The sequence below is a fragment of the Sphingosinicella ginsenosidimutans genome (assembly GCF_007995055.1).
Classification (GTDB): domain Bacteria; phylum Pseudomonadota; class Alphaproteobacteria; order Sphingomonadales; family Sphingomonadaceae; genus Allosphingosinicella; species Allosphingosinicella ginsenosidimutans.
In genome coordinates this window covers 114,147-137,950 of sequence record NZ_VOQQ01000001.1, presented here as the reverse complement: position 1 = coordinate 137,950, position 23,804 = coordinate 114,147, and the positions used below count along the sequence as shown (strand labels likewise).

28 protein-coding genes are annotated in these 23,804 nt (G+C 68.6%); 13 read left to right on the top strand and 15 right to left on the bottom strand.

Features of this window, described 5'->3' with window-relative positions; translation table 11 throughout:
* The first annotated feature begins 12 nt into the window (after nt 1-12).
* Nucleotides 13-1,188 carry a penicillin-binding protein activator gene (locus FRZ32_RS00740; protein WP_147041697.1) on the top strand — a complete coding sequence of 392 codons (1,176 nt, stop codon included), beginning with the start codon at nt 13-15 and terminating at the stop codon, nt 1,186-1,188.
* Here FRZ32_RS00740 and hemW read toward each other — a convergent pair.
* The 3 genes from hemW to rph are packed head-to-tail and all read right to left on the bottom strand — an operon-like array spanning nt 1,181 to nt 3,764.
* Nucleotides 1,181-2,344 (bottom strand): radical SAM family heme chaperone HemW, encoded by a 1,164-nt coding sequence (gene hemW, locus FRZ32_RS00735; RefSeq protein ID WP_147041696.1) that lies wholly within the window; start codon nt 2,342-2,344, stop codon nt 1,181-1,183. The genes FRZ32_RS00740 and hemW overlap by 8 nt on opposite strands.
* A 56-nt stretch (nt 2,345-2,400) precedes the next feature.
* Entirely contained in the window at nt 2,401-3,051 is a 651-nt protein-coding gene (gene rdgB, locus FRZ32_RS00730) for an RdgB/HAM1 family non-canonical purine NTP pyrophosphatase (protein ID WP_147041695.1), read from the bottom strand.
* Nucleotides 3,048-3,764, bottom strand: coding sequence for a ribonuclease PH (gene rph, locus FRZ32_RS00725; RefSeq protein ID WP_147041694.1), 717 nt, complete (start codon nt 3,762-3,764; stop codon nt 3,048-3,050). The genes rdgB and rph overlap by 4 nt, the downstream gene beginning before the upstream one ends.
* Before the next feature lie 89 nt (nt 3,765-3,853).
* Here rph and FRZ32_RS00720 point away from each other — a divergent pair, with 89 nt between their 5' ends.
* From FRZ32_RS00720 to grpE, 4 genes are read left to right on the top strand one after another with little or no spacing between them, the layout of a single operon-like run.
* Nucleotides 3,854-4,045 carry a hypothetical protein gene (locus FRZ32_RS00720; protein WP_147041693.1) on the top strand — a complete coding sequence of 64 codons (192 nt, stop codon included), beginning with the start codon at nt 3,854-3,856 and terminating at the stop codon, nt 4,043-4,045.
* Between the two features lie 52 nt (nt 4,046-4,097).
* Nucleotides 4,098-4,586, top strand: a complete 489-nt coding sequence (locus FRZ32_RS00715; RefSeq protein ID WP_147041692.1) for a DUF6438 domain-containing protein — start codon at nt 4,098-4,100, stop codon at nt 4,584-4,586.
* 14 nt (nt 4,587-4,600) lie between these two features.
* Complete coding sequence (gene hrcA / locus FRZ32_RS00710; RefSeq protein ID WP_243445149.1) at nt 4,601-5,641, top strand: heat-inducible transcriptional repressor HrcA; 1,041 nt, start codon at nt 4,601-4,603, stop codon at nt 5,639-5,641.
* Complete coding sequence (gene grpE / locus FRZ32_RS00705) at nt 5,638-6,177, top strand: nucleotide exchange factor GrpE (RefSeq protein WP_147041691.1); 540 nt, start codon at nt 5,638-5,640, stop codon at nt 6,175-6,177. The genes hrcA and grpE overlap by 4 nt, the downstream gene beginning before the upstream one ends.
* Before the next feature lie 36 nt (nt 6,178-6,213).
* On the opposite strand, the gene FRZ32_RS00700 is transcribed toward grpE, so the two are convergent.
* The 3 genes from FRZ32_RS00700 to FRZ32_RS00690 are packed head-to-tail and all read right to left on the bottom strand — an operon-like array spanning nt 6,214 to nt 8,224.
* Nucleotides 6,214-6,726 carry a PH domain-containing protein gene (locus FRZ32_RS00700; protein WP_147041690.1) on the bottom strand — a complete coding sequence of 171 codons (513 nt, stop codon included), beginning with the start codon at nt 6,724-6,726 and terminating at the stop codon, nt 6,214-6,216.
* Between the two features lie 59 nt (nt 6,727-6,785).
* Nucleotides 6,786-7,577 carry an NIPSNAP family protein gene (locus FRZ32_RS00695; RefSeq protein WP_147041689.1) on the bottom strand — a complete coding sequence of 264 codons (792 nt, stop codon included), beginning with the start codon at nt 7,575-7,577 and terminating at the stop codon, nt 6,786-6,788.
* The gene (locus FRZ32_RS00690; protein WP_147041688.1) at nt 7,574-8,224 is read right to left on the bottom strand and encodes a LysE family translocator; all 651 of its coding nucleotides are present in this window, start codon (nt 8,222-8,224) and stop codon (nt 7,574-7,576) included. The genes FRZ32_RS00695 and FRZ32_RS00690 overlap by 4 nt, the downstream gene beginning before the upstream one ends.
* Before the next feature lie 80 nt (nt 8,225-8,304).
* On the opposite strand from FRZ32_RS00690, the gene FRZ32_RS00685 reads away from it, so the two are divergent.
* A complete protein-coding gene (locus FRZ32_RS00685; RefSeq protein ID WP_147041687.1) occupies nt 8,305-9,273 on the top strand; it encodes a helix-turn-helix transcriptional regulator in 969 nt (322 codons plus the stop codon).
* A 209-nt stretch (nt 9,274-9,482) separates the two neighbouring features.
* Here the strand turns inward: FRZ32_RS00685 and FRZ32_RS00680 are convergent, their stop codons facing one another.
* Nucleotides 9,483-9,953 carry a vgr related protein gene (locus tag FRZ32_RS00680; protein ID WP_147041686.1) on the bottom strand — a complete coding sequence of 157 codons (471 nt, stop codon included), beginning with the start codon at nt 9,951-9,953 and terminating at the stop codon, nt 9,483-9,485.
* Between the two features lie 30 nt (nt 9,954-9,983).
* Nucleotides 9,984-10,430: a copper chaperone PCu(A)C gene (locus FRZ32_RS00675; RefSeq protein WP_147041685.1), complete on the bottom strand. Its 447-nt coding sequence runs from the start codon at nt 10,428-10,430 to the stop codon at nt 9,984-9,986.
* Nucleotides 10,431-10,563: 133 nt separating this feature from the next.
* On the opposite strand from FRZ32_RS00675, the gene dnaK reads away from it, so the two are divergent.
* Together dnaK and dnaJ are read left to right on the top strand one after the other, a co-directional pair.
* On the top strand, nt 10,564-12,492 hold the full coding sequence (dnaK, locus tag FRZ32_RS00670; protein ID WP_147041684.1) for a molecular chaperone DnaK: 1,929 nt from the start codon (nt 10,564-10,566) through the stop codon (nt 12,490-12,492).
* Nucleotides 12,493-12,641: 149 nt separating this feature from the next.
* A complete protein-coding gene (gene dnaJ, locus FRZ32_RS00665; protein ID WP_147041683.1) occupies nt 12,642-13,766 on the top strand; it encodes a molecular chaperone DnaJ in 1,125 nt (374 codons plus the stop codon).
* Nucleotides 13,767-13,794: 28 nt separating this feature from the next.
* On the opposite strand, the gene FRZ32_RS00660 is transcribed toward dnaJ, so the two are convergent.
* The 5 genes from FRZ32_RS00660 to radC all read right to left on the bottom strand — a co-directional run bounded on the left by FRZ32_RS00660 (nt 13,795) and on the right by radC (nt 19,754).
* Nucleotides 13,795-14,499 (bottom strand): glutathione S-transferase N-terminal domain-containing protein, encoded by a 705-nt coding sequence (locus tag FRZ32_RS00660; protein ID WP_147041682.1) that lies wholly within the window; start codon nt 14,497-14,499, stop codon nt 13,795-13,797.
* 92 nt (nt 14,500-14,591) lie between these two features.
* Nucleotides 14,592-17,168: an HWE histidine kinase domain-containing protein gene (locus FRZ32_RS00655; protein ID WP_147041681.1), complete on the bottom strand. Its 2,577-nt coding sequence runs from the start codon at nt 17,166-17,168 to the stop codon at nt 14,592-14,594.
* Nucleotides 17,165-17,713, bottom strand: coding sequence for a biliverdin-producing heme oxygenase (locus FRZ32_RS00650; RefSeq protein WP_147041680.1), 549 nt, complete (start codon nt 17,711-17,713; stop codon nt 17,165-17,167). The genes FRZ32_RS00655 and FRZ32_RS00650 overlap by 4 nt, the downstream gene beginning before the upstream one ends.
* Complete coding sequence (gene purB / locus FRZ32_RS00645; RefSeq protein WP_147041679.1) at nt 17,710-19,023, bottom strand: adenylosuccinate lyase; 1,314 nt, start codon at nt 19,021-19,023, stop codon at nt 17,710-17,712. Before purB ends, FRZ32_RS00650 begins: the two co-directional genes overlap by 4 nt.
* 50 nt (nt 19,024-19,073) lie before the next feature.
* Nucleotides 19,074-19,754, bottom strand: coding sequence for a RadC family protein (gene radC / locus FRZ32_RS00640; protein WP_147041678.1), 681 nt, complete (start codon nt 19,752-19,754; stop codon nt 19,074-19,076).
* A 173-nt stretch (nt 19,755-19,927) separates the two neighbouring features.
* Between radC and FRZ32_RS00635 the strand changes: the two genes are divergently transcribed.
* From FRZ32_RS00635 to FRZ32_RS00615, 5 genes are read left to right on the top strand one after another with little or no spacing between them, the layout of a single operon-like run.
* The gene (locus FRZ32_RS00635; RefSeq protein WP_147041677.1) at nt 19,928-20,248 is read left to right on the top strand and encodes an AtpZ/AtpI family protein; all 321 of its coding nucleotides are present in this window, start codon (nt 19,928-19,930) and stop codon (nt 20,246-20,248) included.
* A gap of 22 nt (nt 20,249-20,270) precedes the next feature.
* The gene (locus FRZ32_RS00630) at nt 20,271-21,044 is read left to right on the top strand and encodes a F0F1 ATP synthase subunit A (protein ID WP_147041676.1); all 774 of its coding nucleotides are present in this window, start codon (nt 20,271-20,273) and stop codon (nt 21,042-21,044) included.
* 28 nt (nt 21,045-21,072) lie between these two features.
* A complete protein-coding gene (locus FRZ32_RS00625) occupies nt 21,073-21,303 on the top strand; it encodes a F0F1 ATP synthase subunit C (RefSeq protein WP_147041675.1) in 231 nt (76 codons plus the stop codon).
* Nucleotides 21,304-21,360: 57 nt separating this feature from the next.
* Nucleotides 21,361-21,852 carry a F0F1 ATP synthase subunit B family protein gene (locus FRZ32_RS00620; protein WP_147041674.1) on the top strand — a complete coding sequence of 164 codons (492 nt, stop codon included), beginning with the start codon at nt 21,361-21,363 and terminating at the stop codon, nt 21,850-21,852.
* Nucleotides 21,845-22,390: a F0F1 ATP synthase subunit B family protein gene (locus FRZ32_RS00615; RefSeq protein WP_147041673.1), complete on the top strand. Its 546-nt coding sequence runs from the start codon at nt 21,845-21,847 to the stop codon at nt 22,388-22,390. The genes FRZ32_RS00620 and FRZ32_RS00615 overlap by 8 nt, the downstream gene beginning before the upstream one ends.
* Nucleotides 22,391-22,526: 136 nt before the next feature.
* Here FRZ32_RS00615 and FRZ32_RS00610 read toward each other — a convergent pair whose 3' ends face one another.
* Nucleotides 22,527-22,847: an MmcQ/YjbR family DNA-binding protein gene (locus tag FRZ32_RS00610; RefSeq protein WP_147041672.1), complete on the bottom strand. Its 321-nt coding sequence runs from the start codon at nt 22,845-22,847 to the stop codon at nt 22,527-22,529.
* 6 nt (nt 22,848-22,853) lie between these two features.
* Nucleotides 22,854-23,576 (bottom strand): SDR family oxidoreductase, encoded by a 723-nt coding sequence (locus FRZ32_RS00605; RefSeq protein ID WP_147041671.1) that lies wholly within the window; start codon nt 23,574-23,576, stop codon nt 22,854-22,856.
* Nucleotides 23,577-23,804: the final 228 nt, after the last annotated feature.

Genomic DNA, 23,804 nt, shown 5'->3' with positions numbered 1-23,804 from the left:
GAGGGTCACGTCATGGCATCGCTGTCGCTTCGTCCGCAAGGAAACCCTTTCAAGCTGATCGGGCTTGCGCTGCTCGCGGTGACGATCGCCGGCTGCGTGCCGCGGCCGAGCGGGCCCGCCACGCCACCGCCGCCCGAGATCCGGCCGACCACGCCGGAGGGGCCCTCGCGGCTCCCGCCGGATGAGACCCGCAATCGCGTCGCGGTGCTGGTGCCGCTGTCCGGCCCCAATGCGGCGCTCGGCCAATCGCTTCTCAATGCCGCCAATCTCGCCTTGTTCGACACTGGCGGCCAGCGCATCCGCATCACCGCTTATGATACCAGCCACGGCGCTGCCGCCGCCGCCAACGATGCGCTGGCCGACGGCAGTGGCCTGATCCTCGGGCCGCTGCTCGCGGAGGACGTGCGCGTCGTCGCCCCGATCGCGGCGCGCGAGACCGTGCCGGTGATCGCCTTTTCCAACGATGTCAGCGTCGCCGGATCGGGCGTCTACCTGATGGGGATCACCCCGGGGCAGTCGATCGATCGGGTGGTCGCGTTCGCCCGGTCGCGCGGGGTGCAGCGGTTCGGGGCGCTGGTGCCGCAGGGCGTTTATGGAGATCGCGCCCGCCGCGCGTTGACCCAGGCGGTCGAGGGTGCGGGTGGCAGCCTCACGGGGATCGAAACCTATGATCGCAGCGCCGCCGGCCTGCGGCAGGCGGCGGCGCGGCTCAACGCGCGCGGGCGCTCCGATGCGGTGCTGATCGCCGATGGCGCGCAGGTCGCGGTGCAGCTTGCCCCGTCGATCCGCGCGGTTTCGCCGCAGCCCCAAATCCTTGGCACCGAATTGTGGGCGACCGAAACCAATCTCGGCGCCGCCACCGGCCTTCGCGGCGCCTGGTTCGCGGCGCCGACGGACGGCAATTTCGCCGCTTTCCGCCAGCGCTACCGTGCCCGTTACAATGCCGTGCCGTTCCGGCTCTCGACGCTCGGCTATGATGCGGTGCTGCTCGCCAGCCGGATCGCGGCGGATTGGCCGATCGGCCGGCGTTTCCCCGAGCGCGCGCTGCACGATGCCGGTGGCTTTGCGGGCGTCGACGGGGCCTTCCGCTTCGGCCGCGACGGCGTCGCCGAACGCGCGCTCGAGGTGCGGGAAGTGTCGGCTGGGGGCGCGAACGTGGTGTCGCCGGCCCCACGGGGTTTCAACTGACGATCTCGGCGAGGATCGCGTCGAGCAGGAGGAAGCCGGCCGGGGTGGCGCCGAGGCGCGCGCCGTCGGCCCAGAGCAGGCCCTGATCGGCGAGGCGGCGCACGGCGGCGGCATCGATCGCCTCCGCCCCGATCCGGCCGAGATCGACGCCTTCGCGAAGCCTGAGGCCCATCAGCAGCGCCTCGATCGTCGCGTCGGCGGGCGCGATCGCGCGCTCTTCGGCAATGCCGTGGCCGTTGCGGGTGAGGGCCGCGATCCAGTTTTCGGGTTTTTTGTGCCGCTGCGTCGCGACGCCCCCGCGCCGGCCGTGCGCGCCGGGGCCGATGCCGGCATAGCTTCGGTAGCGCCAGTAAGCGAGATTGTGCCGGCTCTCCTCGCCCGGCCGCGCATGGTTGGAGATTTCGTAGGCGGGGAGGCCCGCGGCCCCGGTAAGCGCCTGGGTGAGTTCGTAGAGCGCCGCGCCTTCTTCGGGATCGGCGGGGGCAAGCGCGCCCTTCGCCGCCAGCGTCGCGAATCGCGTGCCTGGCTCGATGGTGAGCTGGTAGAGCGAGAGGTGGCCGGTGCCGAAGGAGAGCGCGCTTGAAAGCTCGGCTTCCCACGCGGCGGCGCTCTGGCCGGGAAGGGCGTAGATGAGGTCGAAGCTCACCCGGGTGAAGGCGGACTGCGCGATGTCCAGCGCCGCCAGTCCCTCCGCCTTATCATGCGCGCGGCCGAGGAACCGCAGCGCCGCATCGTCGAGCGACTGGAGGCCGAGCGAGACCCGGTTCACGCCGGCCGCGGCGAGATCGGCGAAGCGCGCCGCCTCGGCCGAATTGGGATTGGCCTCCAGCGTGATCTCGATGCCGGGCGCGAACCCCCACTGCGCCTCCGCCGCATCGATGAGCGCGGCGACCGTCGCCGGCGGCATCAGCGATGGGGTGCCGCCGCCGAAGAAGATCGAGGTCAGGCGTCGGCCGCGGGTCTGGCGAGCTTCATAAGCCAGGTCGGCGAGCAGCGCCTCGCGCCAAGCGTCCTGATCGATCGATTCGCGGACGTGGCTGTTGAAGTCGCAATAAGGGCATTTCGAAACGCAGAACGGCCAGTGGATGTAGAGGGCAAGGTCGTGCGAATCCGCCGGCCTCCGTTCGTCCCGAGCGAAGTCGAGGGGCGCCGGCAAAGAGTCTGAGAAACGCCCCTCGACTTCGCTCGGGACGAACGAGGTGGGGGCGTGGCTCAAGCGAAAAGCGCCGCAACCAGCTTGCGGAAGGCGTCCGCGCGGTGGCTGATCGCGTGCTTTTCGGCCGGGTCCATCTCGCCGAAGGTCACGTCGCGGCCGGCCGCGACGAAGATCGGATCATAGCCGAAGCCGTTGTCCCCGCGCGGCGGCCAGACCAGGCTTCCGTCCACCCGGCCCTCGAACCATTCGCTATGCCCGTCGGGCCACACGACCGCGAGCGCGCAGACGAAGTGGGCGGCGCGGCTCGCGTCGGGGCCGAGCGCTTCCAGCTCGTCCTCGACGCGGCGCATGGCGCGGCCGAAATCGCGCTCGCCCTCGACACGGCCTGGATCGGCGGCCGGATCGACATGCGGATCGACCAGCGCCCAGCGCGCCGAGAAGATGCCGGGCCGGTCGCCGAGCGCCTCGACGCACAGGCCGCTGTCGTCGGCGAGCGCGGGGAGGCCGGAAAGATCGGCGGCGGCGCGCGCCTTGAGATCGGCATTGTCCATGAAGGTGACGCCGGTCTCCTCGGGCTCGGGCAGGTCGAGCTCGGCGGCCGAGACCGGCTCGATCCCATAGGGGCCGAGCAGGTCGCGAATCTCGCGCACCTTGCCTTCATTGTGACTGGCGATGACCAGCCTGCCGGGCGCGAGCTTGCGAGTCATCGTCCGGTCGCCCGGTCCTGCGCCGCGAAAATCTCGCCGCAGCCGATGCGGGCGAGGCGGAGCAGGCGCAGCAGCCCTTCCTCGTCGAACACGTCGCCCTCCGCGCTCACCTGCGCCTCGACGATCTGGCCGCGGCCGGTCAGCACGAAATTGCCGTCCGACCCGGCCGAGGAATCCTCGACATAATCGAGATCGAGCACCGGCGTTCCGTCATGGATGCCGCAGCTCACCGCCGCGACCTTGTCGCGAATGGGGTCGGCGGCGAGGAGCTGCTTTTCGATCAGGCCGTCCACGGCAAGCCTCAGCGCCACCCAGGCACCGGAAATGGAGGCGGTGCGGGTGCCGCCATCGGCCTGGATCACGTCGCAATCGAGCGTGATCTGCCGCTCGCCGAGCGCCTCGAGATCGACCACCGCGCGAAGCGAACGGCCGATCAGCCGCTGGATCTCCTGCGTGCGCCCCGATTGCTTGCCGCTCGCCGCCTCGCGCCGCCCGCGCGTGTGGGTCGCGCGCGGCAACATGCCATATTCCGCCGTGACCCAGCCCTTGCCCTTGCCGCGCAGCCAGGGCGGCAGGTTGGTCTCGACCGATGCGGTGCACAGCACCCGGGTCTCGCCGAAGCTGACGAGGCAGCTCCCTTCGGCATGGCGGGTGAAGCCCGCCTCCATCGTGATGGCGCGCATCTGGTCTGGCGCGCGGCCCGAAGGGCGCATAATGATCTCCCAAGGATTAGAGGCGGCGGCCTTACCGAAGGCGGCGCGGCGGCGCCAGCCTCTTGGGACAGCCGGGGGAGGCGACGCGCATGAAAGCCCTGCTCACCATCATCGGCATCGTGATCTTCTGCTGCGGGCTCCTGTTCATGGGCCAGGGCGGCGGCTGGATCCGCTGGCCGGCCGAAAGCTTCATGGTCGATTCGTCGAGCTGGATTTGGAGAGGCGCGATCGTCGCGGTGATTGGTCTCGTCATCCTCGGCCTCGGCGTCCGGCGGCGCTGAGACAGGCGCGGTTCAGCCGCCCGGGGCAAGGGGCGGCGGCAAGGAGCGACCAATGAACCCGAACCGCCTTCGCCTGCTCGCCGCACTGTCCCTGCTCGCCGCCGCGTCGGCCTGCGCGACCATTCCCGCGCGGCCTGTCCCGGCCAGCATCAGCTATGAAACCGGACCGTGCTTCGGCGCCTGCCCGGTCTATCGAGTGACGGTCCGCGCCGATCTCACCGGCACGTTCGAAGGCGAGCGCTTCACCGCAGTGACCGGCGAGCGCAGGTTTCGCGTGTCGCCGCAGCAATGGCGGGCGTTCGTCGCGAAGCTGGCGCCGCTGCGCGCCTCCGGCGTCCGTCAGGTGACTCCGGGCCATGCCGAATGCGGCTCCGTCATCACCGATCAGCCGAGCGTCACGGTGCGCTGGTCGGGATCGTCGGAGGACCGGCTCGATTATTATTACGGGTGCCGCGGCCCGGCGAACCAGGCGCTTGGGGAGACGCTTCGCGCCGCGCCCGGCCTGTTGCCGATCGGGGATTTCATCGGCCGGCGCGGCTGACTACATTCGCGTCGATGGCGACGAGTATCGGCGAAATGGGCGATCGCGCCCGCGATGTCTTCCGGCTGGTGGTCGAGGCCTATATCGAGAGCGGCCAGCCGGTCGGATCGCGGACCATCTCGCGCACCTCGACGCTCAATCTCTCGCCCGCATCGATCCGCAATGTGATGCAGGACCTGGAGGAGACCGGCCTCCTCGCCGCGCCGCACACCTCCGCCGGGCGGGTGCCGACGGAAACCGGCCTGCGCCTGTTCGTCGATGCGATCATGCAGGTGGCGGAGCCGCGGGCCGAAGACCGCGCGGCGATCGAATCGCTGATCGGCAGGGGCGGCCCGATCGAGGAGGCGATCGGCAATGCGACGGCGGCGCTTTCCGGCCTTTCCGCCTGCGCCGGCATCGTGCTGGTCCCGCGCGAGGAGCCGGCGCTCAAGCAGCTTGCCTTCGTGCCGCTTTCGGATCGGCAGGCCGTGGCGGTCGTGGTCGGCGGCGACGGCAGCATCGAAAACCGGGTCATCGACATTCCGCCCGAGGTGACGCCCTCGATGCTGACCGAGGTCGGCAATTATGTGAGCGCGCGGCTTTCCGGCCTCACCCTGCGCGAGGCGCAGGCGCGGCTCGCGGGCGAGATCAGGGAGGGCAAGGCCGCGCTCGACAAGGCGGCGCAGGCGCTGATCGCCCGCGGCCTCGCGCTCTGGTCTGAGGATATGGCGCGCCGCCCGGTGCTGATCGTGCGCGGCCAGGCGAACCTGATCGACGACAGCGCCGCGGCCGATCTCGAACGGGTGCGCCAGCTGCTCGAAGAACTGGAGGGCAAGGAGGAGATCGCCCGTCTGCTCGATCGCGCCCGCGACGGCGAGGCGATGAAGATCTTCATCGGATCGGAGAATGAGTTGTTCGCTTTGTCCGGCTCGTCGGTTATTGCCGCGCCCTATCGCGGTGCGGACGGCCGGCTGGTCGGCGTCGTCGGCGTGATCGGGCCCACCCGGTTGAACTATGCGCGGGTGGTTCCCATCGTGGATTTCACCGCCAAGGCACTTTCGAGATTGATGGCATGAGCGAGAACGAAACGAACATCGAAGAAACCGGCGCCGAAGAGGCGCCCGAGGCGGCCGCGGAAAGCAGCCTCGATCGGCTGAGCGCACTGGAGGCCGAACTGGAGGAGGTCCGCCAGAACGTCCTTTATGCCCAGGCCGAGACGCAGAACGTCCGCCGGCGGCTGGAGCAGGAGAAGGTCAACGCGGCCGCCTATGCCGCCACCGCCTTCGCGCGCGACGTGCTTTCGGTGAAGGACAATCTGGAGCGCGCTTTGTCCGCGATCCCCGCCGAGCTTCGCGAGGACGACAAGCTGAAGGGCCTCGTCGCGGGCTTGGAAGCAACCGGCCGCGAGATCGACAATGTCTTCCAGCGCCACGGCATCGCCCGCGTCCCCGCCATGGGCGAGAAGCTCGACCCGCATCTCCACCAGGCGATGATCGAGGTGCCGAGCGACACCGCCGAGCCCGGTACCATCGTCCAGGAGATGCAGGCCGGCTACACGATCAAGGACCGGCTGCTCAGGCCAGCGCTGGTGGGTGTGGCGAAGAAGCCCTAGCCTTCACGTCCTCCCTGTCGCCGAAGGCGATGGGGTTCAACGGTCGTCGTGCATGTCGAATTCGCGCACCCGCCGCCTTTGCCTCGCCGTGTCGACGAGGCGGCGCAGCGTCTCGCGGCGCTCGCGGGCCTGGGCGACGTCGGGGATGACGAGGTCGCCGCTCCGGGTGGTCTCGTCGCTCGACGCGATGCCAAGCGTGCCGATGTCCGCGATCTGGTTCACCAGGCTGAAATTGAGTCGGATGTCCTTGATCCGGTAGAGCTCGATCTCGTCGATGCTTTTCATGAAGATGCCGCGGCGGATGATCAGCCGCTCCTCGGTGATCTCGTAGGTCGCGGCGAGATAGCGCAGCCACACGCTGGCGATGATCGCGAGCGCGATGACGGTGAGCAGCAGCGGCAGCCAGCGCATCCCGGTCTGGGCGGCGCCGATGCCGGCGGCGGTGAGGATGAGGCCGGCGAGCGCCAGGATCACCGTCCCCCAGCCGGCGAGCGATCCCCTCAGCCAGCCGACCGTCGAGGAGCGAAACGTGTCGATCGGCGCATCCATGAGTCTCTCCCAACCCCAAGAGCGCGCGACGCTAGCATGCGCGTCGGGGAAGGAAAGACTCAGCGAAGCGCGGATCGCGGCGTCGGCTCGAGTCGAAGCACCTGCGGCGCGCGCTCGATCCTGTCGGCAAGGCCGGGGGCGAGCCGGCGCCACGCCGGCGAGGCGTCCAGCCGGCGCATGGCGGCGGCGCGGTCGGCCTCGCTGTCGAAGCGGGTGATCCAGACGAACAGCTTCTCGCCCCGGCGGACGGGAAGGCGCGGGAAATTGTTCTGTGCGCTTTCCGGCGCCAGGCTCGCGAGGACGGGAATGCCGGCGGCGGCGATCGCGGGGCGCATCGTCTCGTCGAAGAAGCGGCTGAAATCTTCGTCGGGCGCCTTCCAGAGATAGTAGATGGTGGCGACGACGAGGCCGTGCGGGGTTGGCGGCGCGCGGTGGGCAGAGCGCGCCGCCGCCGGCGGGAAATCGCCGGTTGGGGAGGAGGGGTGGAGGAGCAGGACATTGTCATTGTCGAACAGCATCGGGTTCGCCTCGTCCCGATGCGCCTGCCACACCGGGCCGAAATAGAAGGCGTTGAGCGATCGGGCGCGCGAGTCCATGTCGGGGAAGCTGCGGATCCACACGAAGCGGTCCGGATCGTCGAGATCGCGGAACTGGCCGACGATTCGCATCCCATCCGCCTCCTGCGGCTCGACGAATTCGCGATCGAACAAGGCGACGAAGGCGTCGCGCTGGCCGTGATTGATCTTGTACTGTCGCAGCTCGACGATGCTCGCCGCGGCGGCACCGGCGAGGCCGATGCCGAGAGCGAGGCCGATCATTGCGATGCGGAAGCTGCGCGCGAACGCCTTCATTTCAGTCCCTCCAGAGTTTCGATGGCCTGCCCCGCGGCGAGCGCGAGGCCGAGCGCGACGAGCACCAGCCCGGCACCGCGATTGATGATCCGTCCGGTCTCGGGCCGGCGGACCAGCGCCTGTCCGGCCTGCGCGGCGGCGAGGGCGAGGCCGCTGTAGATCGGCACCGCGATGGCAAGCAGCAGCGCGCCGAGCACCAGCGCCTGCACGCCGGCCGGCCAGCCGCCCGCGCGGATGAACTGCGGAAAGACGACCAGCATGAAGAGATAGGCCTTGGGATTGAGCAGGTTGGTCGTGACCCCTCGGCGCCACGCCTCGGCCGGGGCGATCCGGCCGGCGGCCGCGAGCGGGAGCGCCGCGCCGCTGCTCCTCAGGAAGCCGGCGCCGAGCCAGACGATATAGGCCGCGCCGGCCCAGCCGAGCAGCGCCAGCGCGACCGGGCTGGCGGCGACCAGCGCGCTGATCCCGATCGCGCTGAAGGCGATGTGCGTCGCCGCGCCCATGCAGATCCCGCCGACCGCGGCGAGGCCCGCCGCGCGGCCGCCGCCGAGCGCGCTCGTCAGGATGATCGCCATGTCGGCGCCGGGCACGATGACGATCGCCACCGCCGCCGCGGCGAAGGCCCACAGGATCAGCGGATCGCTCATTGTCCTCCCTCGAGTCGGGAGACCTTCTAAAGCCGATAAACTGACATCCTTTGTCAGTTATATTGCGCTATGGGAGAAAAATGCGCGCGTCCCGCCTGCTTTCGATCCTGATCACGCTGCAGACCCACGGGCGCGTCACCGCCGCGGCGCTGGCCGAGCGGTTCGAGGTGTCGCAGCGGACCATCTACCGCGATGTCGACGCGCTGAGCGCAGCGGGCGTGCCGGTCTATGCCGATCGCGGGCCGGGCGGCGGCTTCGCTCTGCTCGACGGCTATCGCACGCGGCTCACCGGGCTGACCGCCGCCGAGGCCGAGGCGGTGCTGCTGATGGGGCTCGGCGGGCCGATGGAGGAATTGGGGATCGGCGAGGCAGCGTCGGCGGCGCGGCTGAAGCTGCTCGCCGCGCTGCCGCCGGGCGCGGGCGATGCGGCGCTGCGGGTCGCCGATCGCTTCCATCTCGATCCGGCCGACTGGTATCGCCGGCCGATGCCGGCGGAGCGGCTCGGCGAGGTCGCCTCGGCGGTCTGGGCGCAGCGGCGGATCGCGATCCGCTACGAAAGCTGGGCCGGCGAGCGGCGCCGCACACTCGATCCGCTCGGCCTCGTCCTGAAGGGCGGGCGCTGGTATCTGGTGGCGCGCGCGGGCGAAGCGCTTCGCACCTATCGCCTCGCCGGCATCCGCGATTTCGAGCTGCTCGACGAGACGTTCGATCGGCCGGCCGGTTTCGATATCGCCGCCCACTGGACCGCCGAGGTCGCCCGCTTCGAGCGCAGCCTCCAGCAGGGAACGGCGGACCTGATCGTCCATCCCGAGGCGATGTCGACGATCGACCGCCTCGGCGCCGACGCGGCGGAGGCCATCCACGCCGCGACTCCCGACGACCGGGGCCGCCGCCGCGCGACGATCCCGATCGAGAGCATCGCCCACGCCGCCGGGCTCCTGCTCGGCTTTCGAGACCGGATCGAAGTGCTCGCTCCGGATGAATTGCGGGCGGAGCTCCGCGCATCGGCGGCGCGGATCGCGACGCTTTATTCGCAGTCCGGGACGTAGAATCCCCACACCCCGTTCGATAGCTCGCCGGCGGCGAAGCGGACGGGGCGGTCCAGGGCGGATCGACAGTCGGTTTTTTCTCCTCTCCCTCAAGGGAGAGGGCAGGGTGAGGGTGTCGGGCGTTTGGGATTGTTCTCGACCGCCGAGCCCCCTCACCCCAGCCCTCTCCCCGCCGGGGAGAGGGAGCGAAGTTGTGAATTTCGTCCGCCCTAAGGCCCGCCGAAGCGTGGCCGCACGATCCGCTCCAATTCCTCGCGGCTCGCCATGCCGGGAAGCGTCCGGCCGTTGCGGGCGAAGAAGAGGTGGCGGACGAGTTCGCCCTGCTGCTCGATCCCGTAGCGGTCGAACGGGCGTCCCGGCACGATCCGGTAGCCGTAGCGGCAGAAGGGATGGCGCATCAGCGGCAGGTAGAAGCGCCCGCGCTCCTGCGCCTGGAGGACGTGGGTGAGCTCGTGCATCAGCAGGCCCTGGAGCTCGATCCTCTCGGCCGAATAATCCTCGCTCCACAGCGTGCTCGCCGGGTGGACGTGGACATGGCCGCACGGGCTCATCAGCGTCTCGCGCGGCTGGAATGGCCACCATTTGCGCCTGGCGATCCGCACCGGCGCATAGTCGATCGAATCGCCGAAGACGGAGCGGGCGATCTTGATCTCGCCCTGGGTGAGGGGACGCCCTGTCACCTCTTCCCCCGAAACGGGGGGAGCGCCGGATCAGTGCCCGGCATGGCCCGCGCCGAAATCGCGAACCTCGGCATCGACGCTGACCGGGGGCAGCCCGTCGAACGTGAAGGTGAGGCGCACTGTGCCCCCGGCGCGGACGCTGGGCGCGATGTCGTAGAGCATGGCGTGCTTGCCCCCCGGCGCGAAGGCGGTCGGCGTGCCGGGCGTCACCGGCACGGCGGCGAGCGGGCGCATCGTCGACATGTTCCCCTGCATCATCGATTCGTGGAGCTCGATGCGGCCGATCGCGGGGCTTGCGATGCCCGTCAGTCGGGTCGGCTGCGTCGTCTCGGCCATGAAATAGGCGACGCCCGGCCGGTCCGGAATCGGCGGCAGGGTGACGACCGCGCCGGTCACGGTGGCATGCGGGGTTTCGGGCGCCCCGTGGCAGGCGGCGAGGGCGAGGGAAACGGCCAGGGCCGGGACAAGCGAGCGCATGGCCTGCCCTTAGGACAAGCAAGCTTCTTGTCGCAACAGAATCGCCCCCTATATCCCGGTCACGACAGGACCTGCGCGTCGCTTTGGAAGGGCCGTGGGCCGGCAGTCTATTGAGAGGCAAGAGGAAAAAAGCATGGCAAGAGTGATCGGCATCGATCTCGGCACCACCAACAGCGCGGTTGCCGTGATGGAGGGGGGCAAGCCCAAGGTCATCGAGAATGCGGAAGGCGCGCGCACGACGCCGAGCGTCATCGCATTCACCAAGGACGGCGAGCGCCTGATCGGCCAGCCGGCCAAGCGCCAGGCGGTCACCAATCCCGACAACACCATCTTCGCGGTGAAGCGCCTGATCGGCCGCCGCTTCGACGATCCGGTGACCAAGAAGGACACCGAACTCGTCCCCTATCACATCGTCAAGGGCGCCAATGGCGACGCCTGGGTCCAGGCCGGGGGGAAGGATTATTCCCCGTCGCAGATTTCCGCCTTCATCCTCCAGAAGATGAAGGAAACCGCCGAGGCCTATCTCGGCGAGACAGTCACCCAGGCGGTGATCACCGTTCCCGCTTATTTCAACGACGCGCAGCGCCAGGCGACCAAGGATGCCGGCCAGATCGCGGGGCTCGAGGTGCTTCGCATCATCAACGAGCCGACCGCGGCCGCGCTCGCCTACGGGCTCGAGAAGCAGGACGGCAAGACGATCGCCGTCTATGACCTTGGCGGCGGCACGTTCGACATCTCGATCCTCGAGATCGGCGACGGCGTCTTCGAGGTGAAGTCCACGAACGGCGACACCTTCCTCGGCGGCGAGGATTTCGACGCCAAGCTGGTCGACACGCTGGCCGACAAGTTCAAGGCGAAGGAGAATATCGACCTTCGCACCGATCGCCTCGCGCTCCAGCGGCTGAAGGAAGCCGCCGAGAAGGCGAAGATCGAGCTGTCGTCCGCGCAGACCACCGAGGTGAACCTGCCGTTCATCACCGCGCGCATGGAGGGCGGCGCTTCGACCCCGCTCCATCTCGTCGAGACGATCAGCCGCGCCGATCTGGAAAAGATCGTCGGCGATCTCATCAAGCGCACGCTCGAGCCCTGCAAGAAGGCGCTCAAGGATGCGGGCGTCGAGGCCAAGGACATTGACGAGGTCGTCCTCGTCGGCGGCATGACCCGCATGCCCAAGGTCCGCGAGACCGTGAAGGACTTCTTCGGCAAGGAGCCGCACACCGGCGTCAACCCGGACGAGGTCGTCGCGATGGGCGCCGCGATCCAGGCCGGCGTGCTGCAGGGCGAGGTCAAGGACGTCCTGCTGCTCGACGTCACCCCGCTCAGCCTCGGCATCGAGACGCTCGGCGGCGTCTTCACCCGGATGATCGATCGCAACACGACGATCCCGACCAAGAAGGCGCAGACATTCTCGACCGCCGAGGACAATCAGAATGCGGTGACGATCCGCGTCTTCCAGGGCGAGCGCGAGATGGCGGCGGACAACAAGCTGCTTGGCCAGTTCGATCTGGTCGGCATCCCGCCGGCGCCGCGCGGCGTGCCGCAGATCGAGGTCACCTTCGACATCGACGCCAACGGCATCGTCAACGTCTCGGCCAAGGACAAGGGCACCGGCAAGGAGCAGCAGATCCGGATCCAGGCCTCCGGCGGCCTGTCCGATTCCGACATCGAGAAGATGGTCCAGGAAGCCGAGCAGTTCGCCGACGAGGACAAGAAGCGCCGCGAGGGCGCGGAGGCCCGCAACCAGGCCGACAGCCTCGTCCATTCGACCGAGCAGCAGCTCAAGGAGCATGGCGACAAGGTCGATGCCGGCCTCAAGTCAGAGATCGAGACGGCGATCGCCGAGGCGCGTACCGCGCTTGAGGGCGGCGACACCGACACGATCAAGGCCAAGGCGGAGGCGCTCGCGCAGGTCGCGATGAAGCTCGGCCAGGCGATCTACGAGAAGGAGCAGCAGGCGGCCGCCTCGCCGGGCGCCGATGCGTCCTCCGCGGGTGGCGATGCCGGCGGCGAGGAGGTCGTCGACGCCGAATTCTCCGAGGTCGACGAAGACAATAAGGGCTGAACGGACGGACCCTCCCTCTCCCCTCCGGGGGAGAGGGCTGGGGAGAGGGGGAGCCCGAGAGGATGAGCAGATGGTAGAGAGTCCGGCACTGCCCCTCTCCCTTCGCCGCTTCGCGGCTCTACCCTCTCCCCTGAAGGGGCGAGGGAAAAATGGTTGAAACCGATTATTACGAGCTGCTCCAGGTCGATCGGAGCGCGGACGACAAGACGATCAAATCCGCCTATCGCCGGCTCGCGATGGAATGCCATCCCGACCGCAATGGCGGGTGCCCGGATGCCGAGGCGCGGTTCAAGGCGATCAGCCAGGCCTATGACTGCCTGAAGGATCCGCAGAAGCGCGCCGCCTATGATCGGTTCGGCCATGCCGCCTTCCAGAATGGCGGCTTCGGCGGTGGTCCTGCGGGTGGCGCCCAGGATTTCGGGTCCTTCGCCGACATTTTCGACAATATCTTCGGCGAGTTCATGGGCGGCGCCCAGGGCCGCCAGCGCGACGTCCGGCGCGGATCGGACCTGCGCTACGATCTCGAAATCCGGCTCGAGGATGCGTTCGAGGGCCGCGAGGTCGAGCTTTCGATCGACACCACCGCGACGTGCGAGCCATGCGGCGGTTCGGGCGCCAAGCCGGGCACCTCCGCCCGGACCTGCAACACCTGCGGCGGCCACGGCCAGGTCCGCGCGCGCCAGGGTTTCTTCGTGGTCGAGCAGACCTGCCCGGTCTGCCGCGGCGTCGGCGAGATGATCGCCGATCCCTGCCGCTCCTGCCGGGGCGAGGGCCGTGTGGAGAAGCGCAAGACGCTGACCGTCAACATCCCCGCCGGCGTCGACGAGGGCACCCGCATCCGCCTGGCCGGGGAAGGCGAGGCGGGCGTGCGCGGCGGGCCGGCGGGCGATCTCTACATCTTCGTCCACCTCGCCCGGCACGCCATCTTCCAGCGTGACGGCACGACCCTGTTCTGCCGCGCGCCGATCAGCTTCACGACCGCGGCGCTCGGCGGCTGCATCGAGGTGCCGGGGCTCGATCGCGCGCCGAACGAAGTCCGTATCCCGGCCGGGATCCAGTCGGGCAAGCAGCTGCGCCTGCGCGGCGCGGGGATGCCCGCGTTGAACGCCCGTGGCCGCGGCGACATGGTGATCGAGATCGAGGTCGAGACCCCGACCAGGCTCAGCGCAAGGCAACGCGAGTTGCTCGAAGCCTTCCGCGAGACCGAGACCGGGGACGAATGCCCCAATTCTCGCACCTTCTTCCAGAAACTGAAGGACGCGATCACCGGCTGACGGCAGTCGCGCCCCCCGGCGCGAACGTCTAGGTCCGCGCCGGAATCGTGATCCCGCGCTGGACGGCGGGACGCGCAAGCCCGCGCTCCAGCCAGGCGGGCACGTGCCTCAGGCTCGCATAATCGACCAGCTCGGCGGCCTCGTAGAAGCCGATGAGGTTGCGGACCCAGCCGAGCATCGAGATGTCGGCGATCGTATAATCGTCGCCCATGATCCACGTCCGATCCGCCAACCGGCTTTCAAGGACGCCGAGCAAGCGTTTGCTTTCATTGGCATAGCGATCGCGAGGGCGCTTGTCCTCATAGTCGCGGCCGGCGAATTTGTGGAAGAAGCCCAATTGGCCGAACATCGGCCCAAGGCCGCCCATCTGCCACATCACCCACTGGATCGTCTCGTAGCGCCGCGCCGGATCGGCGGGCAGGAACTTGCCGCTCTTTTCGGCGAGGTAGATCAGGATCGCGCCCGATTCCCACAACCCCATCGGCTTGCCGCCGGGCCCGTCGGGATCGAGGATCGCCGGGATCTTCCCATTGGGGTTGAGCGACAGGAATTCCGGCGTCCAGCTCTCGTTCTTCATGATGTCGACGAGGTGCGGCTCATAGGGAAGGCCGGTCTCCTCCAGCATGATCGATACCTTCACGCCGTTGGGCGTCGGCAGCGAATAGAGCTGGATGCGATCCGGGTGCTGCGCGGGCCAGCGCGTGGTGATCGGGAAAGTGGACAAATCGGTCATGCTAGGATCCTCCGGGTGGTCACAGGCAAGATAGGGGGAAGTCCGGCGCTTGAAAGCCCCTTCGGCGCCCGCATTTCGAACCGCGCGGCAGGTCAGGCTTGCGCCGTGCCGATCAGCTCGGCGAGGGCGCGGGCCACATTCTCGATCGTATAGGGTTTCTGCACCACCCGGCGGTGCTTGTGGTCGGCCGGCAGATCGGCCTGCTCGCCATAACCGGTGGCGAAGAGGAAGGGGATGCCGAGCTCGGCGAGCCGGTCGGCCACGGCGTAGCTGGTCTGGTCGCCGAGATTGATGTCGAGCAGCGCCAGCGTCGGCCGGGCCGCGCGGATCATATCCAGCGCCCCTTCGACGGTCGCGCCGGTGGCGACATGGGCGGCGCCGAGGCGCTTCAATATGTCCTCGGCGTCGAGCGCGATGATCAGGCTGTCCTCGACCAGGAGCACGTTCGCGCCCTTGATCACCTGGTCGGGGACGGGCCCATTTTTGGCGGGCGCCGGCCGCGGGAAGCGGATCGCCGGTCCGCTATGGTCCTTCGGAGCGGAAACATGGCGCGCGGGGATCCGGAATCGCGCCTCCACGCCCTCGCGCTTGTAATCGATGCTGGAGTCGCCGCCCAGGTCATAGGGCACCGAGCGGTCGATGATCGTCGAGCCGAAGCCCTTGCGCGAGGGTGGCTTGACCGGCGGGCCGCCGCTTTCGCGCCATTCGAGCAGCAGGTCTCCAGCCTCGTTGAGACGCCAGGAGATGTGCGCCTTTCCGCTGTCGGAAAGCCCGCCATATTTGGCCGAATTGGTCACCAGCTCGTGGATCACCAGCGCCATGGTCGAATAGGCCTGCGGGTTGAGCAGGAAGTCCGGCCCGTCGACGATGATGCGTTCGGTCTGGTCGGCGAGGAAGGCGGCTGCCTCGGCGTCGATCAGTGCGCGGATCGGCGCCGGGCCCCAGTGGTCGTCGGTGATCTGGTTATGTGCGCGGGCGAGCGCATGGATCCGGCCGTCGACGAGCCGGACGAAATCCTCGATGCTCGATCCCGATTTGGGCTGCGATTGCCGGATCAGGCCGCGGATCACGGCAAGGATGTTGCGGACCCGGTGGTTGAGCTCGGCGATCAGCAATTCCTGGCGCTCGTTCGCCGCCTGCCGCTCGGCGCTGGCCTCGTCGGCGAGCCGCAGCACGACTTCGATCAGGGTCGCGCGCAGGGTTTCCGCGACACGGCATTCGGAAGTCGTGAAGGGGCGGGAGCGGCCGACCACCGTCTCCTTCCACTCCTCGAAGCTCTCGCGCGGCGTGAGGCGCGGTCCGTTGGGGCCATATTCGACCGGCTTGTGGGGATCGCCGCCCCACCGCACCGAGCGGACCAGCTCGGAGCGAAACAGCACGACATAGTCGCGCGGGGCCCGGCTGATCGGGATGGCGAGCATCCCGGCGACCGTATCGGCGAAATCCTCGGCGCCGGCGACGATGCTCGCGATCCGGTCGGTCGCGTAGACCTTGCCGGCGGCGGTTCCGTTCAGCGCCTTGATGATCCGCGCGAACTGGTCGGTGTCCGGGGTCGTCCCGGAAAAGGCATGGCTGCCGTTGATCCACACGCCGACGCCGTCCGCCGGAATGGCGTGGGTCAGGATGTTGCTCAGCCAGTCCGGGTCCTTCAGCAGCGTCTCGTCGGTGGCGACGGCGCCCAGCAGCTGGTCCGAAATGTCGCGCGCCCGGCGCTCGAACTCGACGATCAGCTGGCGCTCCCGGCTTTCGAGCCGCATCGCGAACATCTGCGCGAACAATTCCGCCACCGATCGCCGCTCGAACGGGATGACGCGCGGCGAATAATGGTGGCAGGCGAAGAGACCCCACAGCCGTCCCTCGACGACGATCGAGATCGACATCGAGGCCTGGACGCCCATGTTCTTCAGATATTCGATGTGGATCGGCGACACGGCGCGCAGCACCGAGAGCGAGAGATCGAGCGGCGCGCCGTTCTCGTCCAGCGCCGGCACGATCCCGACCGGCTCGGCGTTCACGTCGGTGATGATCCTGAGCAGGTTGCGCTTGTAGAGCGCGCGTGCCTGCACCGGGATGTCGGTCGCCGGATAGTGCAGCCCGAGGAACGAACCGATGCCGCGCCGGCAGGATTCGGCGGCGACCTCGCCCGAGCCGTCCGCGGCGAAGCGGTATACCATCACCCGGTCGTAGCCGGTCAGCGCGCGAACCTGCCGCGCGCCCTCGTGCAGGAAATCGGGAATGGACCCTGTCTGGTCCAGGCGCGCGATCATCGATCGCACGGTCCCGGTCGCATCGCCGGTGTCGGTCGATCCGGGCTCCGCCTCGATGACGATCTGGCCACCGGACACATGGACGGCGATGTCGAACGGCTCGCCGCCCTGGCGGATCGGGCATCCGAACAGCCGTTCCACCGCGTCGGGGCCCCGCAGCATGGCGACGCGGTTGCGCAGGGCATGGATCGTGCCCGCCGGGAGCAGCCCGGCGAGGGGGCGTCCCAGCAATGCCTCGCTGTCGCCCGTGCCGAGGAAGGCGCCCGCATTGGCGGACACCCGGGCGATCATCCAGTCCGAGGACAGGGCGATCAGAAAGCCGATCGGCTGGATGGCGCCCAGGATGTGGATGGGCTCGCGGTCGCAATTGGTCAGATCGACCTGTGGATGGACGTCACTCACGCGGCCTTGTTCTCCAACTGCGCTCCCGCCTCCGCCTCGAAGCGCGCGAAAACCTCCTTCGCCGCCCGCACGGCGGCGTCGAGATCATCGGGCCGGATCAGCAAGTCGTCGAGCGCCTGGAGGAGCTTGCGCCAGCCGCCGGCCACGTGCCGGGCCTCCAGGAATCGCCGGGGAAAGTGGCCGGGCACGGCCTGCTTCAGCACCGCACCCCCCAGCCTCGATCCCTCCAGCACGTAGATCGCGCCGAGTATCGACGCCTCCCCGGAAAAAAAGTCCGGGCGGAAAAAAAGTTCCGGGGGCGTGACTTCGAGCTCTTCGAGGTCGGCGCGCAGAAGCGTGCCGCGGCGGCGCTGCGGCCAATCGTCGAGCACGTCGGCCGCGCCCGCCTCGTCGAGCGCGCGTTCGATCGGAAGGAAGCCGCCCGCCTGCGCCAGAAGGAACCGCCGGTAGCCGCTGGCGGTGGCGAGATCGAAGCGGGAAAAGGCGGCGTCGACCCTGTGGTGATTCTCGGCGGTCGCACTCCTCAGCGCCGCCCGCGCACTCATTGGCCGAACACCCGGTCGAAGATGGTGTCGACATGCTTCAGATGATAGTCGAGGTCGAACTTCTCCTCGAGCTCGGCCGGGGAGAGGAGGGCGGTGACCTCGGGATCGGCCTTCAGAAGGTCGAGCAGCGACAATTTTCCGTCCGATTCCCATACCTTCATCGCGTTTCTTTGGACAAGGCGATAGGAATCCTCGCGGCTCGCGCCGGCCTGGGTGAGCGCGAGCAGCACGCGCTGCGAATGGACGAGGCCGCCCATCCGGTCGAGATTCTTCTGCATCCGCTCGGGATAGACGAGCAGCTTGTCGATGACGCCGGTGAGGCGCGCCAGCGCGAAATCGAGCGTGATCGTCGCGTCCGGTCCGATATAGCGCTCGACCGACGAGTGGCTGATGTCGCGCTCGTGCCACAGCGCCACATTCTCGAGCGCCGGCGTCACCGCCGAGCGAACGACCCGGGCGAGGCCGGTCAGATTCTCGGTCAGCACGGGGTTGCGCTTGTGCGGCATGGCGGACGAGCCTTTCTGGCCCGGCGCGAAATATTCCTCCGCCTCAAGCACCTCGGTGCGCTGGAGGTGCCGGACCTCGGTCGCCAGCCGCTCGATCGACGAGGCGATCACGCCAAGCGTCGCGAAGAACATCGCGTGGCGATCGCGCGGGATCACCTGGGTCGAAACCGGCTCGATCGAAAGTCCCATCTTCTCCGCGACATGCGCCTCGATCCTGGGATCGATATTCGCGAAGGTGCCGACCGCGCCGGAAATCGCGCAGGTCGCGACATCGTCGCGCGCGGCGACCAGCCGGGCGCGGCCCCGCGCGAACTCCGCATAAGCCTGGGCGAGCTTGAGCCCGAATGTCACCGGCTCGGCATGGATGCCGTGGCTGCGGCCGATCGTCGGCGTCAGCTTGTGCTCGTACGCGCGGCGCTTCAGCACGTCGAGCAAGGCGTCGAGATCGGCGATCAGAAGGTCCGCCGCGCGCTTCAGCTGCACCGCGAGGCAGGTGTCCAGCACGTCCGAACTGGTCATGCCCTGGTGGAGGAATCTCGCCTGCGGCCCCACTTCCTCGGCGACCCAGGTGAGGAAGGCGATCACGTCATGCTTCGTCACCGCCTCGATCGCGTCGATCCGCTCGACGTCGATCGCCGGATTCGTCGCCCACCAGCCCCAGACCGCCTCGGCCGACTCCTTCGGGACGACGCCGAGCGCCGCCATCGCATCGAGCGCATGGGCCTCGATCTCGAACCAGATTCGATAGCGCGTCTCGGGCGACCAGAGCGCGGCCATGTCGGGGCGTGAATAGCGGGGGATCATGCCGGCGCTTTATGGTGGCGGCGCGGCGCGATCAATCCTTCCGGGAAAGATCAGATCAGCCCCAGGCCTTTCAGGCTGGCATGGCTGTTGGTGCCGATGATGACGTGATCGTGGACGGTGATCTTGAGGTGGCGGCCGGCCTCGATGATGTTGCGGGTGATGCGGATGTCCTGCGGGCTGGGGGATGGATCGCCCGAGGGGTGGTTGTGGACGAGGATCAGGGCGGTCGCATGGAGATCCATGGCGCGGCGCATGATCTCGCGGACGTGGACCGCCGATTCGTCGATCGATCCCTCCCACATCGCCTCGTCGGCGATCAGCATGTTCCTGGCGTTGAGGAAGAGGACCCGCACCCGCTCGATCCCCTCGTGCGCCATGTCCGCGTGGAGATAGTCGAGCAGGGCCTGCCACGAGCCGAGCACCGGGCGGGCCGCCACCTTGTCCTTGAGCAGGCGAAGCGCCGCGGCATGGGCGGTCTTGAGCGCCGCCGCCGCCGTCTCGCTGATCCCGCCGGCGCGCATGATCGCCGAGGCATCCGCCGTCATCAGCGCGCCGAAGCCGCCGAACTCCTTGAGCAGCTTTCGCGCGAGCGGCTTGGTGTCGCGGCGGGGAATGGCCAGCGCGAGGAGATATTCGACCAGCTCGTGATCGAGCAGCGCATCGGGTCCGCCCTCGAACAGGCGCTGTCTCAGGCGGGCGCGGTGCCCGCTGCCGTCCCCCGTATCGGCCATGGCCAGGGATTAGGCGAGGGCGCGGCTTCCCGCAACAAGCCCGCGCCTGCTGCATTGCACCATTCGTGTTGACTTGACTTGCCGGCCTTCCTAAGGGAACCGCGCCTTGGCGGGCTGGTCCGCCGGCATGCCCTGTCCGGCGCCCGCATGGGGGCCATTTTGGGGAGAGCGGCATGGCGGAAGACGAGCCCCGGCAGGACCCAGGCCTTCCTGAAGATGCGCGGCTGAGATCGCTCGATCGGCGATTGAAGCAGGCGCAAGCGCAGGAATCGGCTCGGACGGGAACGAATGCGGGCGCGCAAGGCAAGGGCCAGGCCCAGGGCATGCGCATCCTTTCCGACCTGTTCGGGATGCCGCTCGGCGGCGCCCTTGTCGGGTGGCTGCTCGATCGGTGGTTCGGGACCCGGCCGGTCTTCCTCTTGGCGCTGCTGTTCCTCGGGTTCTGCGGCGCCATCTGGAACGTGTACAAGATTTCGAAACAGCGCCCCGAATAGGGCGCGAGGGGAAAAGACAAGCGTGGCGGCCGAATCCAAGATCGACCCGATGCACCAGTTCGCGATCAGCAAGATCGCGGACCTCAACATCGCCGGCTACGACATCAGCTTCACCACCTCGGCGCTGTGGATGCTGATCGTCCTCGGCGCGCTGTGGGTCTTCATGCTCGGCGGGATGAAGCGCCAGCTCGTCCCCGGCCGCTGGCAGGCGATGGTCGAGGGGGTGACGGGGTTCGTCGACAACATGGTCTCGACGAGCATCGGGCCGGAAGGGCGCAAGTTCATGCCCTGGGTCTTCTCGATCTTCATGTTCATCCTGTTCGCCAACCTGATGGGCATGATGCCGTTTGCGATCGCGGGCGTGCATCCGTTCACCGTCACCAGCCAGTTCACCGTGACCGGGCTGCTCGCCATCGTCAGCTTCTCGATCGTGCTGATCGTCGGCTTCTGGCGGCACGGCTTCCATTTCTTCTCGCTGTTCGTGCCGCACGGCACGCCGCTCGTGCTGCTGCCGCTCATCTTCCTTGTCGAGCTGATCTCGTTCATGGTGCGTCCGTTCAGCCTCGCGCTTCGTTTGTTCGTCGCGATGATCGCCGGCCACATCCTGGTCGAGGTGTTCGGCAATTTCGTCGTCAGCGGGCTCAACGCCGGCGGCGCGGGCACGGCGATCAGCCTCTTGTCGTTCGTGTTCATCGCCGGCGTGCTCGCGCTCGAGCTGCTGGTCGCGGCGATCCAGGCCTATGTTTTCGCGCTGCTGACGTCGCTCTACATCAACGACGCGGTCAATCTTCACTAAGTCACGGTTTCACGAAGGAGTTCACATCATGGAAAGTCTTGAAGCAGCCAAGGTCATCGGCGCCGGTCTCGCCGCCATCGGCGTTGGCGCCGCCGGCATCGGCGTCGGCATCGTGTTCGGCCAGTTCCTCCAGGGCGCGCTTCGCAACCCGGCGGCGGCCGACGGCCAGCAGGGCCGCCTGTTCATCGGCTTCGCCGCGGCGGAGCTTCTCGGCCTGATCGCGTTCGCGGTCGCGATGATCATCCTCTACGCGATCTAAGCGACAGGGCGGCGGGCACGTTCGCGTCCCGCCGCCGTTCAGGACGAAGGCCCCGAAATGCCTCAGCTTACCCAGCTCGGCGAAGTCATCTGGTCGCAGCTTTTCTGGCTCGTGGTCACGATGGCGCTCGTCTATTTCGGCATCGCCAAGGGCATGGTGCCGAAGATCCAGGCGACGGTCGATGCCCGCGAGGGGCGGATCACGTCCGATCTCGCCGCTGCCGAGCAGGCGCGCGCCGCCGCCGATTCGACCGAGGAGGCCTATAGCGCCCGGATCGCGGAGAGCCGCGCCGAGGCGTTGAAGGTCACCGCCGCGGCGCGCCAGGACAGCGCCAAGGCTGCCGAGGCGCAGGTCCGCGCCGCGGATGAAGGGCTCCGGGCGAAGATCGAGGCGGCCGAAGCGCGGCTCGCCGAGCAGGCGTCAGCGGCGGCGGCCGATGTCGAAAGGATCGCGGCGGAAGCGGCGCGCGAAATGGTGTCGCGGCTCGCCGGCCTCTCGGTCAGCGAGGCCGATGCCGCCAATGCGGTGAAGGCGGTGGTCAATGGCTGAGCATGCGATGACCGAGGCGCCGGGCGGCGCCGCCCACGCCGAGGTCGAACCGTCGGCCTTCGGGCTCACCCCGCCCGCATGGATCGCGCTGGCGATGCTCGCCGTCTTCGCGCTGCTCCTGTGGAAGAAGGTTCCGGCCGCGATCGGCCGCGCGCTCGACGCCAAGATCGCGACGATCCGCCAGCAGCTGGACGAGGCCGCGCAGCTTCGCGCCGAGGCGGAATCGCTCAAGGCCGAATATGAGGCCAAGGCCGCCCAGGCCGATGCCGAGGCCGCGACCATGGTCGAGCGCGCCCGCACCGAGGCCGCCGGCATCGTCGCCCAGGCGGAAGCCGACGCCGCCGCCCTGGTCGAGCGCCGCACCCGCATGGCCGAGGACAAGATCGCCGCCGCCGAGCGCGCCGCGATCGATGAGGTCCGCAGCCGCGCCGCCACCGCCGCCGCCGCCGCCGCCGAACGGCTGCTCCGCGACAAGCTCGACGCCAAGGCCGACAAGGCGATGGTCGACGCCACCATCGGGGGCCTGGCAAGGCGCTGATCCAAATATCCTCCCTGTCCGCGAAGCGGATGGGGAGGGGACCATCCGAAGGATGGTGGAGGGGCCTCCGGCGCCGAAAGCCCCACCACCGCGTTTCACGCGGTCCCCTCCCCATCGCCTTCCGCGGCGGGGAGGATTATTTCGTCGGCGCCCGCTTGCGCCACGCCCATTCGAGCGTGCGCTCCAGCCATTCGTGGGACACGGCCTCCAGCCGCACCAGCGTCGAGCCGCCGCGGCCCCAGGCGCCGCTGGCAGCGCGGAACGCCGCCGGTTCCGCTTCGATCGCCAGCGCCTGCTGCTCGGGCATGAGCTGGACCATGCCGTGCGCGGCATCGGGCGATCCGAGCGTCGCGAAGATCTTGCCGCCGACCCTGAAATCCGGATGGGCCATATGCGCCCGTTCTTCCGCGCCGGCAAAGGAGAGGGCGATGCGCCGGAAGTCCTCGGGCGTGGCCATGTCCGATCAGTAGCGAAGCATCAGCCGGCGGGCGAGGGCGGGGGACAGGCTGTAGAGCAGCCTGAGCCACCGCACCGCGCCGACATTGGCCTCGTCTCGCCCCGCCTCCATCGCCGCGACGATCTGGCGGGCGCATTCGGCGGCCGGCATCTTGGCGTGGCGCTGGTTGGCGGCGGTCATCGCCGTGTCGACCAGCGGCGGCAGCGCCTCCAGCACATGCACGGTCGTGCCGGCGAGCTGGCGACGCAGCGTCAGCGTGAAGCTGCGAAGGCCCGCCTTGGTCGCGCAATAGACCGGGCTTCCGGCGCGCGGCGCGATGGCGAGGCCCGAGGTGACGTTGACGATCATCGCGCCCGGACGCGCCCTCAGCTGGGGCAGCAGCCGCGTCGCGAGGTGGATCGGCGCGTGGAGGTTGAGGAAGAGGCAGCGGTCCACCGCGTCGAGATCGATCGCCGCGTTCACGTCATAGGCCGCGCCCATGCCGGCATTGTTGACCAGGATGTCCAGCGTCCGGCCCTGAATGGCGGCGACCAGCGCCTCGATCCCCGCCGGGGTCGACAGGTCCGTCGCGATCGTCTCGAACCCATCCGCCTGCGCCGCCGCGATCCGCTCCGGATTGCGCCCGTGGACGATCATGCTCGCTCCCTTGGCGCGAAGCTGGCGCGCGATCTCCCGCCCGATGCCGTCGGTGCCGCCGGTGACGAGCGCGGTCTTGCCGGTGAGCTTCATGCTTCTTCCCTTTCAACCTGGGACGCAATCGACAGTCGGCGCCGACATCCCTCTTCTTTCCCTCTCCCTTGAGGGAGAGGGCAGGGTGAGGGTGTCGGGCGTCTGGGATTATTCTCGACCGCCGAGCCCCCTCACCCCAACCCTCTCCCCTCCGGGGAGAGGGAGATACAAGTTGAATGTCGATTGGTCCTAGTGCGTTGCGCGCGGGGAATGCCTAAATCAACCGCG

Excerpts from the sequence above, each read along its gene's own strand:
- FRZ32_RS00740 (WP_147041697.1), top strand. The coding sequence starts at position 13 with ATGGCATCGCTGTCGCTTCGTCCGCAAGGAAACCCTTTCAAGCTGATC.
- rdgB (WP_147041695.1), bottom strand. The coding sequence starts at position 3,051 with ATGACTCGCAAGCTCGCGCCCGGCAGGCTGGTCATCGCCAGTCACAAT.
- rph (WP_147041694.1), bottom strand. The coding sequence starts at position 3,764 with ATGCGCCCTTCGGGCCGCGCGCCAGACCAGATGCGCGCCATCACGATG.
- FRZ32_RS00720 (WP_147041693.1), top strand. The coding sequence starts at position 3,854 with ATGAAAGCCCTGCTCACCATCATCGGCATCGTGATCTTCTGCTGCGGG.
- FRZ32_RS00715 (WP_147041692.1), top strand. The coding sequence starts at position 4,098 with ATGAACCCGAACCGCCTTCGCCTGCTCGCCGCACTGTCCCTGCTCGCC.
- hrcA (WP_243445149.1), top strand. The coding sequence starts at position 4,601 with ATGGCGACGAGTATCGGCGAAATGGGCGATCGCGCCCGCGATGTCTTC.
- grpE (WP_147041691.1), top strand. The coding sequence starts at position 5,638 with ATGAGCGAGAACGAAACGAACATCGAAGAAACCGGCGCCGAAGAGGCG.
- FRZ32_RS00700 (WP_147041690.1), bottom strand. The coding sequence starts at position 6,726 with ATGGATGCGCCGATCGACACGTTTCGCTCCTCGACGGTCGGCTGGCTG.
- FRZ32_RS00695 (WP_147041689.1), bottom strand. The coding sequence starts at position 7,577 with ATGAAGGCGTTCGCGCGCAGCTTCCGCATCGCAATGATCGGCCTCGCT.
- FRZ32_RS00690 (WP_147041688.1), bottom strand. The coding sequence starts at position 8,224 with ATGAGCGATCCGCTGATCCTGTGGGCCTTCGCCGCGGCGGCGGTGGCG.
- FRZ32_RS00685 (WP_147041687.1), top strand. The coding sequence starts at position 8,305 with ATGCGCGCGTCCCGCCTGCTTTCGATCCTGATCACGCTGCAGACCCAC.
- FRZ32_RS00675 (WP_147041685.1), bottom strand. The coding sequence starts at position 10,430 with ATGCGCTCGCTTGTCCCGGCCCTGGCCGTTTCCCTCGCCCTCGCCGCC.
- dnaK (WP_147041684.1), top strand. The coding sequence starts at position 10,564 with ATGGCAAGAGTGATCGGCATCGATCTCGGCACCACCAACAGCGCGGTT.
- dnaJ (WP_147041683.1), top strand. The coding sequence starts at position 12,642 with ATGGTTGAAACCGATTATTACGAGCTGCTCCAGGTCGATCGGAGCGCG.
- FRZ32_RS00660 (WP_147041682.1), bottom strand. The coding sequence starts at position 14,499 with ATGACCGATTTGTCCACTTTCCCGATCACCACGCGCTGGCCCGCGCAG.
- FRZ32_RS00650 (WP_147041680.1), bottom strand. The coding sequence starts at position 17,713 with ATGAGTGCGCGGGCGGCGCTGAGGAGTGCGACCGCCGAGAATCACCAC.
- purB (WP_147041679.1), bottom strand. The coding sequence starts at position 19,023 with ATGATCCCCCGCTATTCACGCCCCGACATGGCCGCGCTCTGGTCGCCC.
- radC (WP_147041678.1), bottom strand. The coding sequence starts at position 19,754 with ATGGCCGATACGGGGGACGGCAGCGGGCACCGCGCCCGCCTGAGACAG.
- FRZ32_RS00635 (WP_147041677.1), top strand. The coding sequence starts at position 19,928 with ATGGCGGAAGACGAGCCCCGGCAGGACCCAGGCCTTCCTGAAGATGCG.
- FRZ32_RS00625 (WP_147041675.1), top strand. The coding sequence starts at position 21,073 with ATGGAAAGTCTTGAAGCAGCCAAGGTCATCGGCGCCGGTCTCGCCGCC.
- FRZ32_RS00620 (WP_147041674.1), top strand. The coding sequence starts at position 21,361 with ATGCCTCAGCTTACCCAGCTCGGCGAAGTCATCTGGTCGCAGCTTTTC.
- FRZ32_RS00615 (WP_147041673.1), top strand. The coding sequence starts at position 21,845 with ATGGCTGAGCATGCGATGACCGAGGCGCCGGGCGGCGCCGCCCACGCC.
- FRZ32_RS00610 (WP_147041672.1), bottom strand. The coding sequence starts at position 22,847 with ATGGCCACGCCCGAGGACTTCCGGCGCATCGCCCTCTCCTTTGCCGGC.
- FRZ32_RS00605 (WP_147041671.1), bottom strand. The coding sequence starts at position 23,576 with ATGAAGCTCACCGGCAAGACCGCGCTCGTCACCGGCGGCACCGACGGC.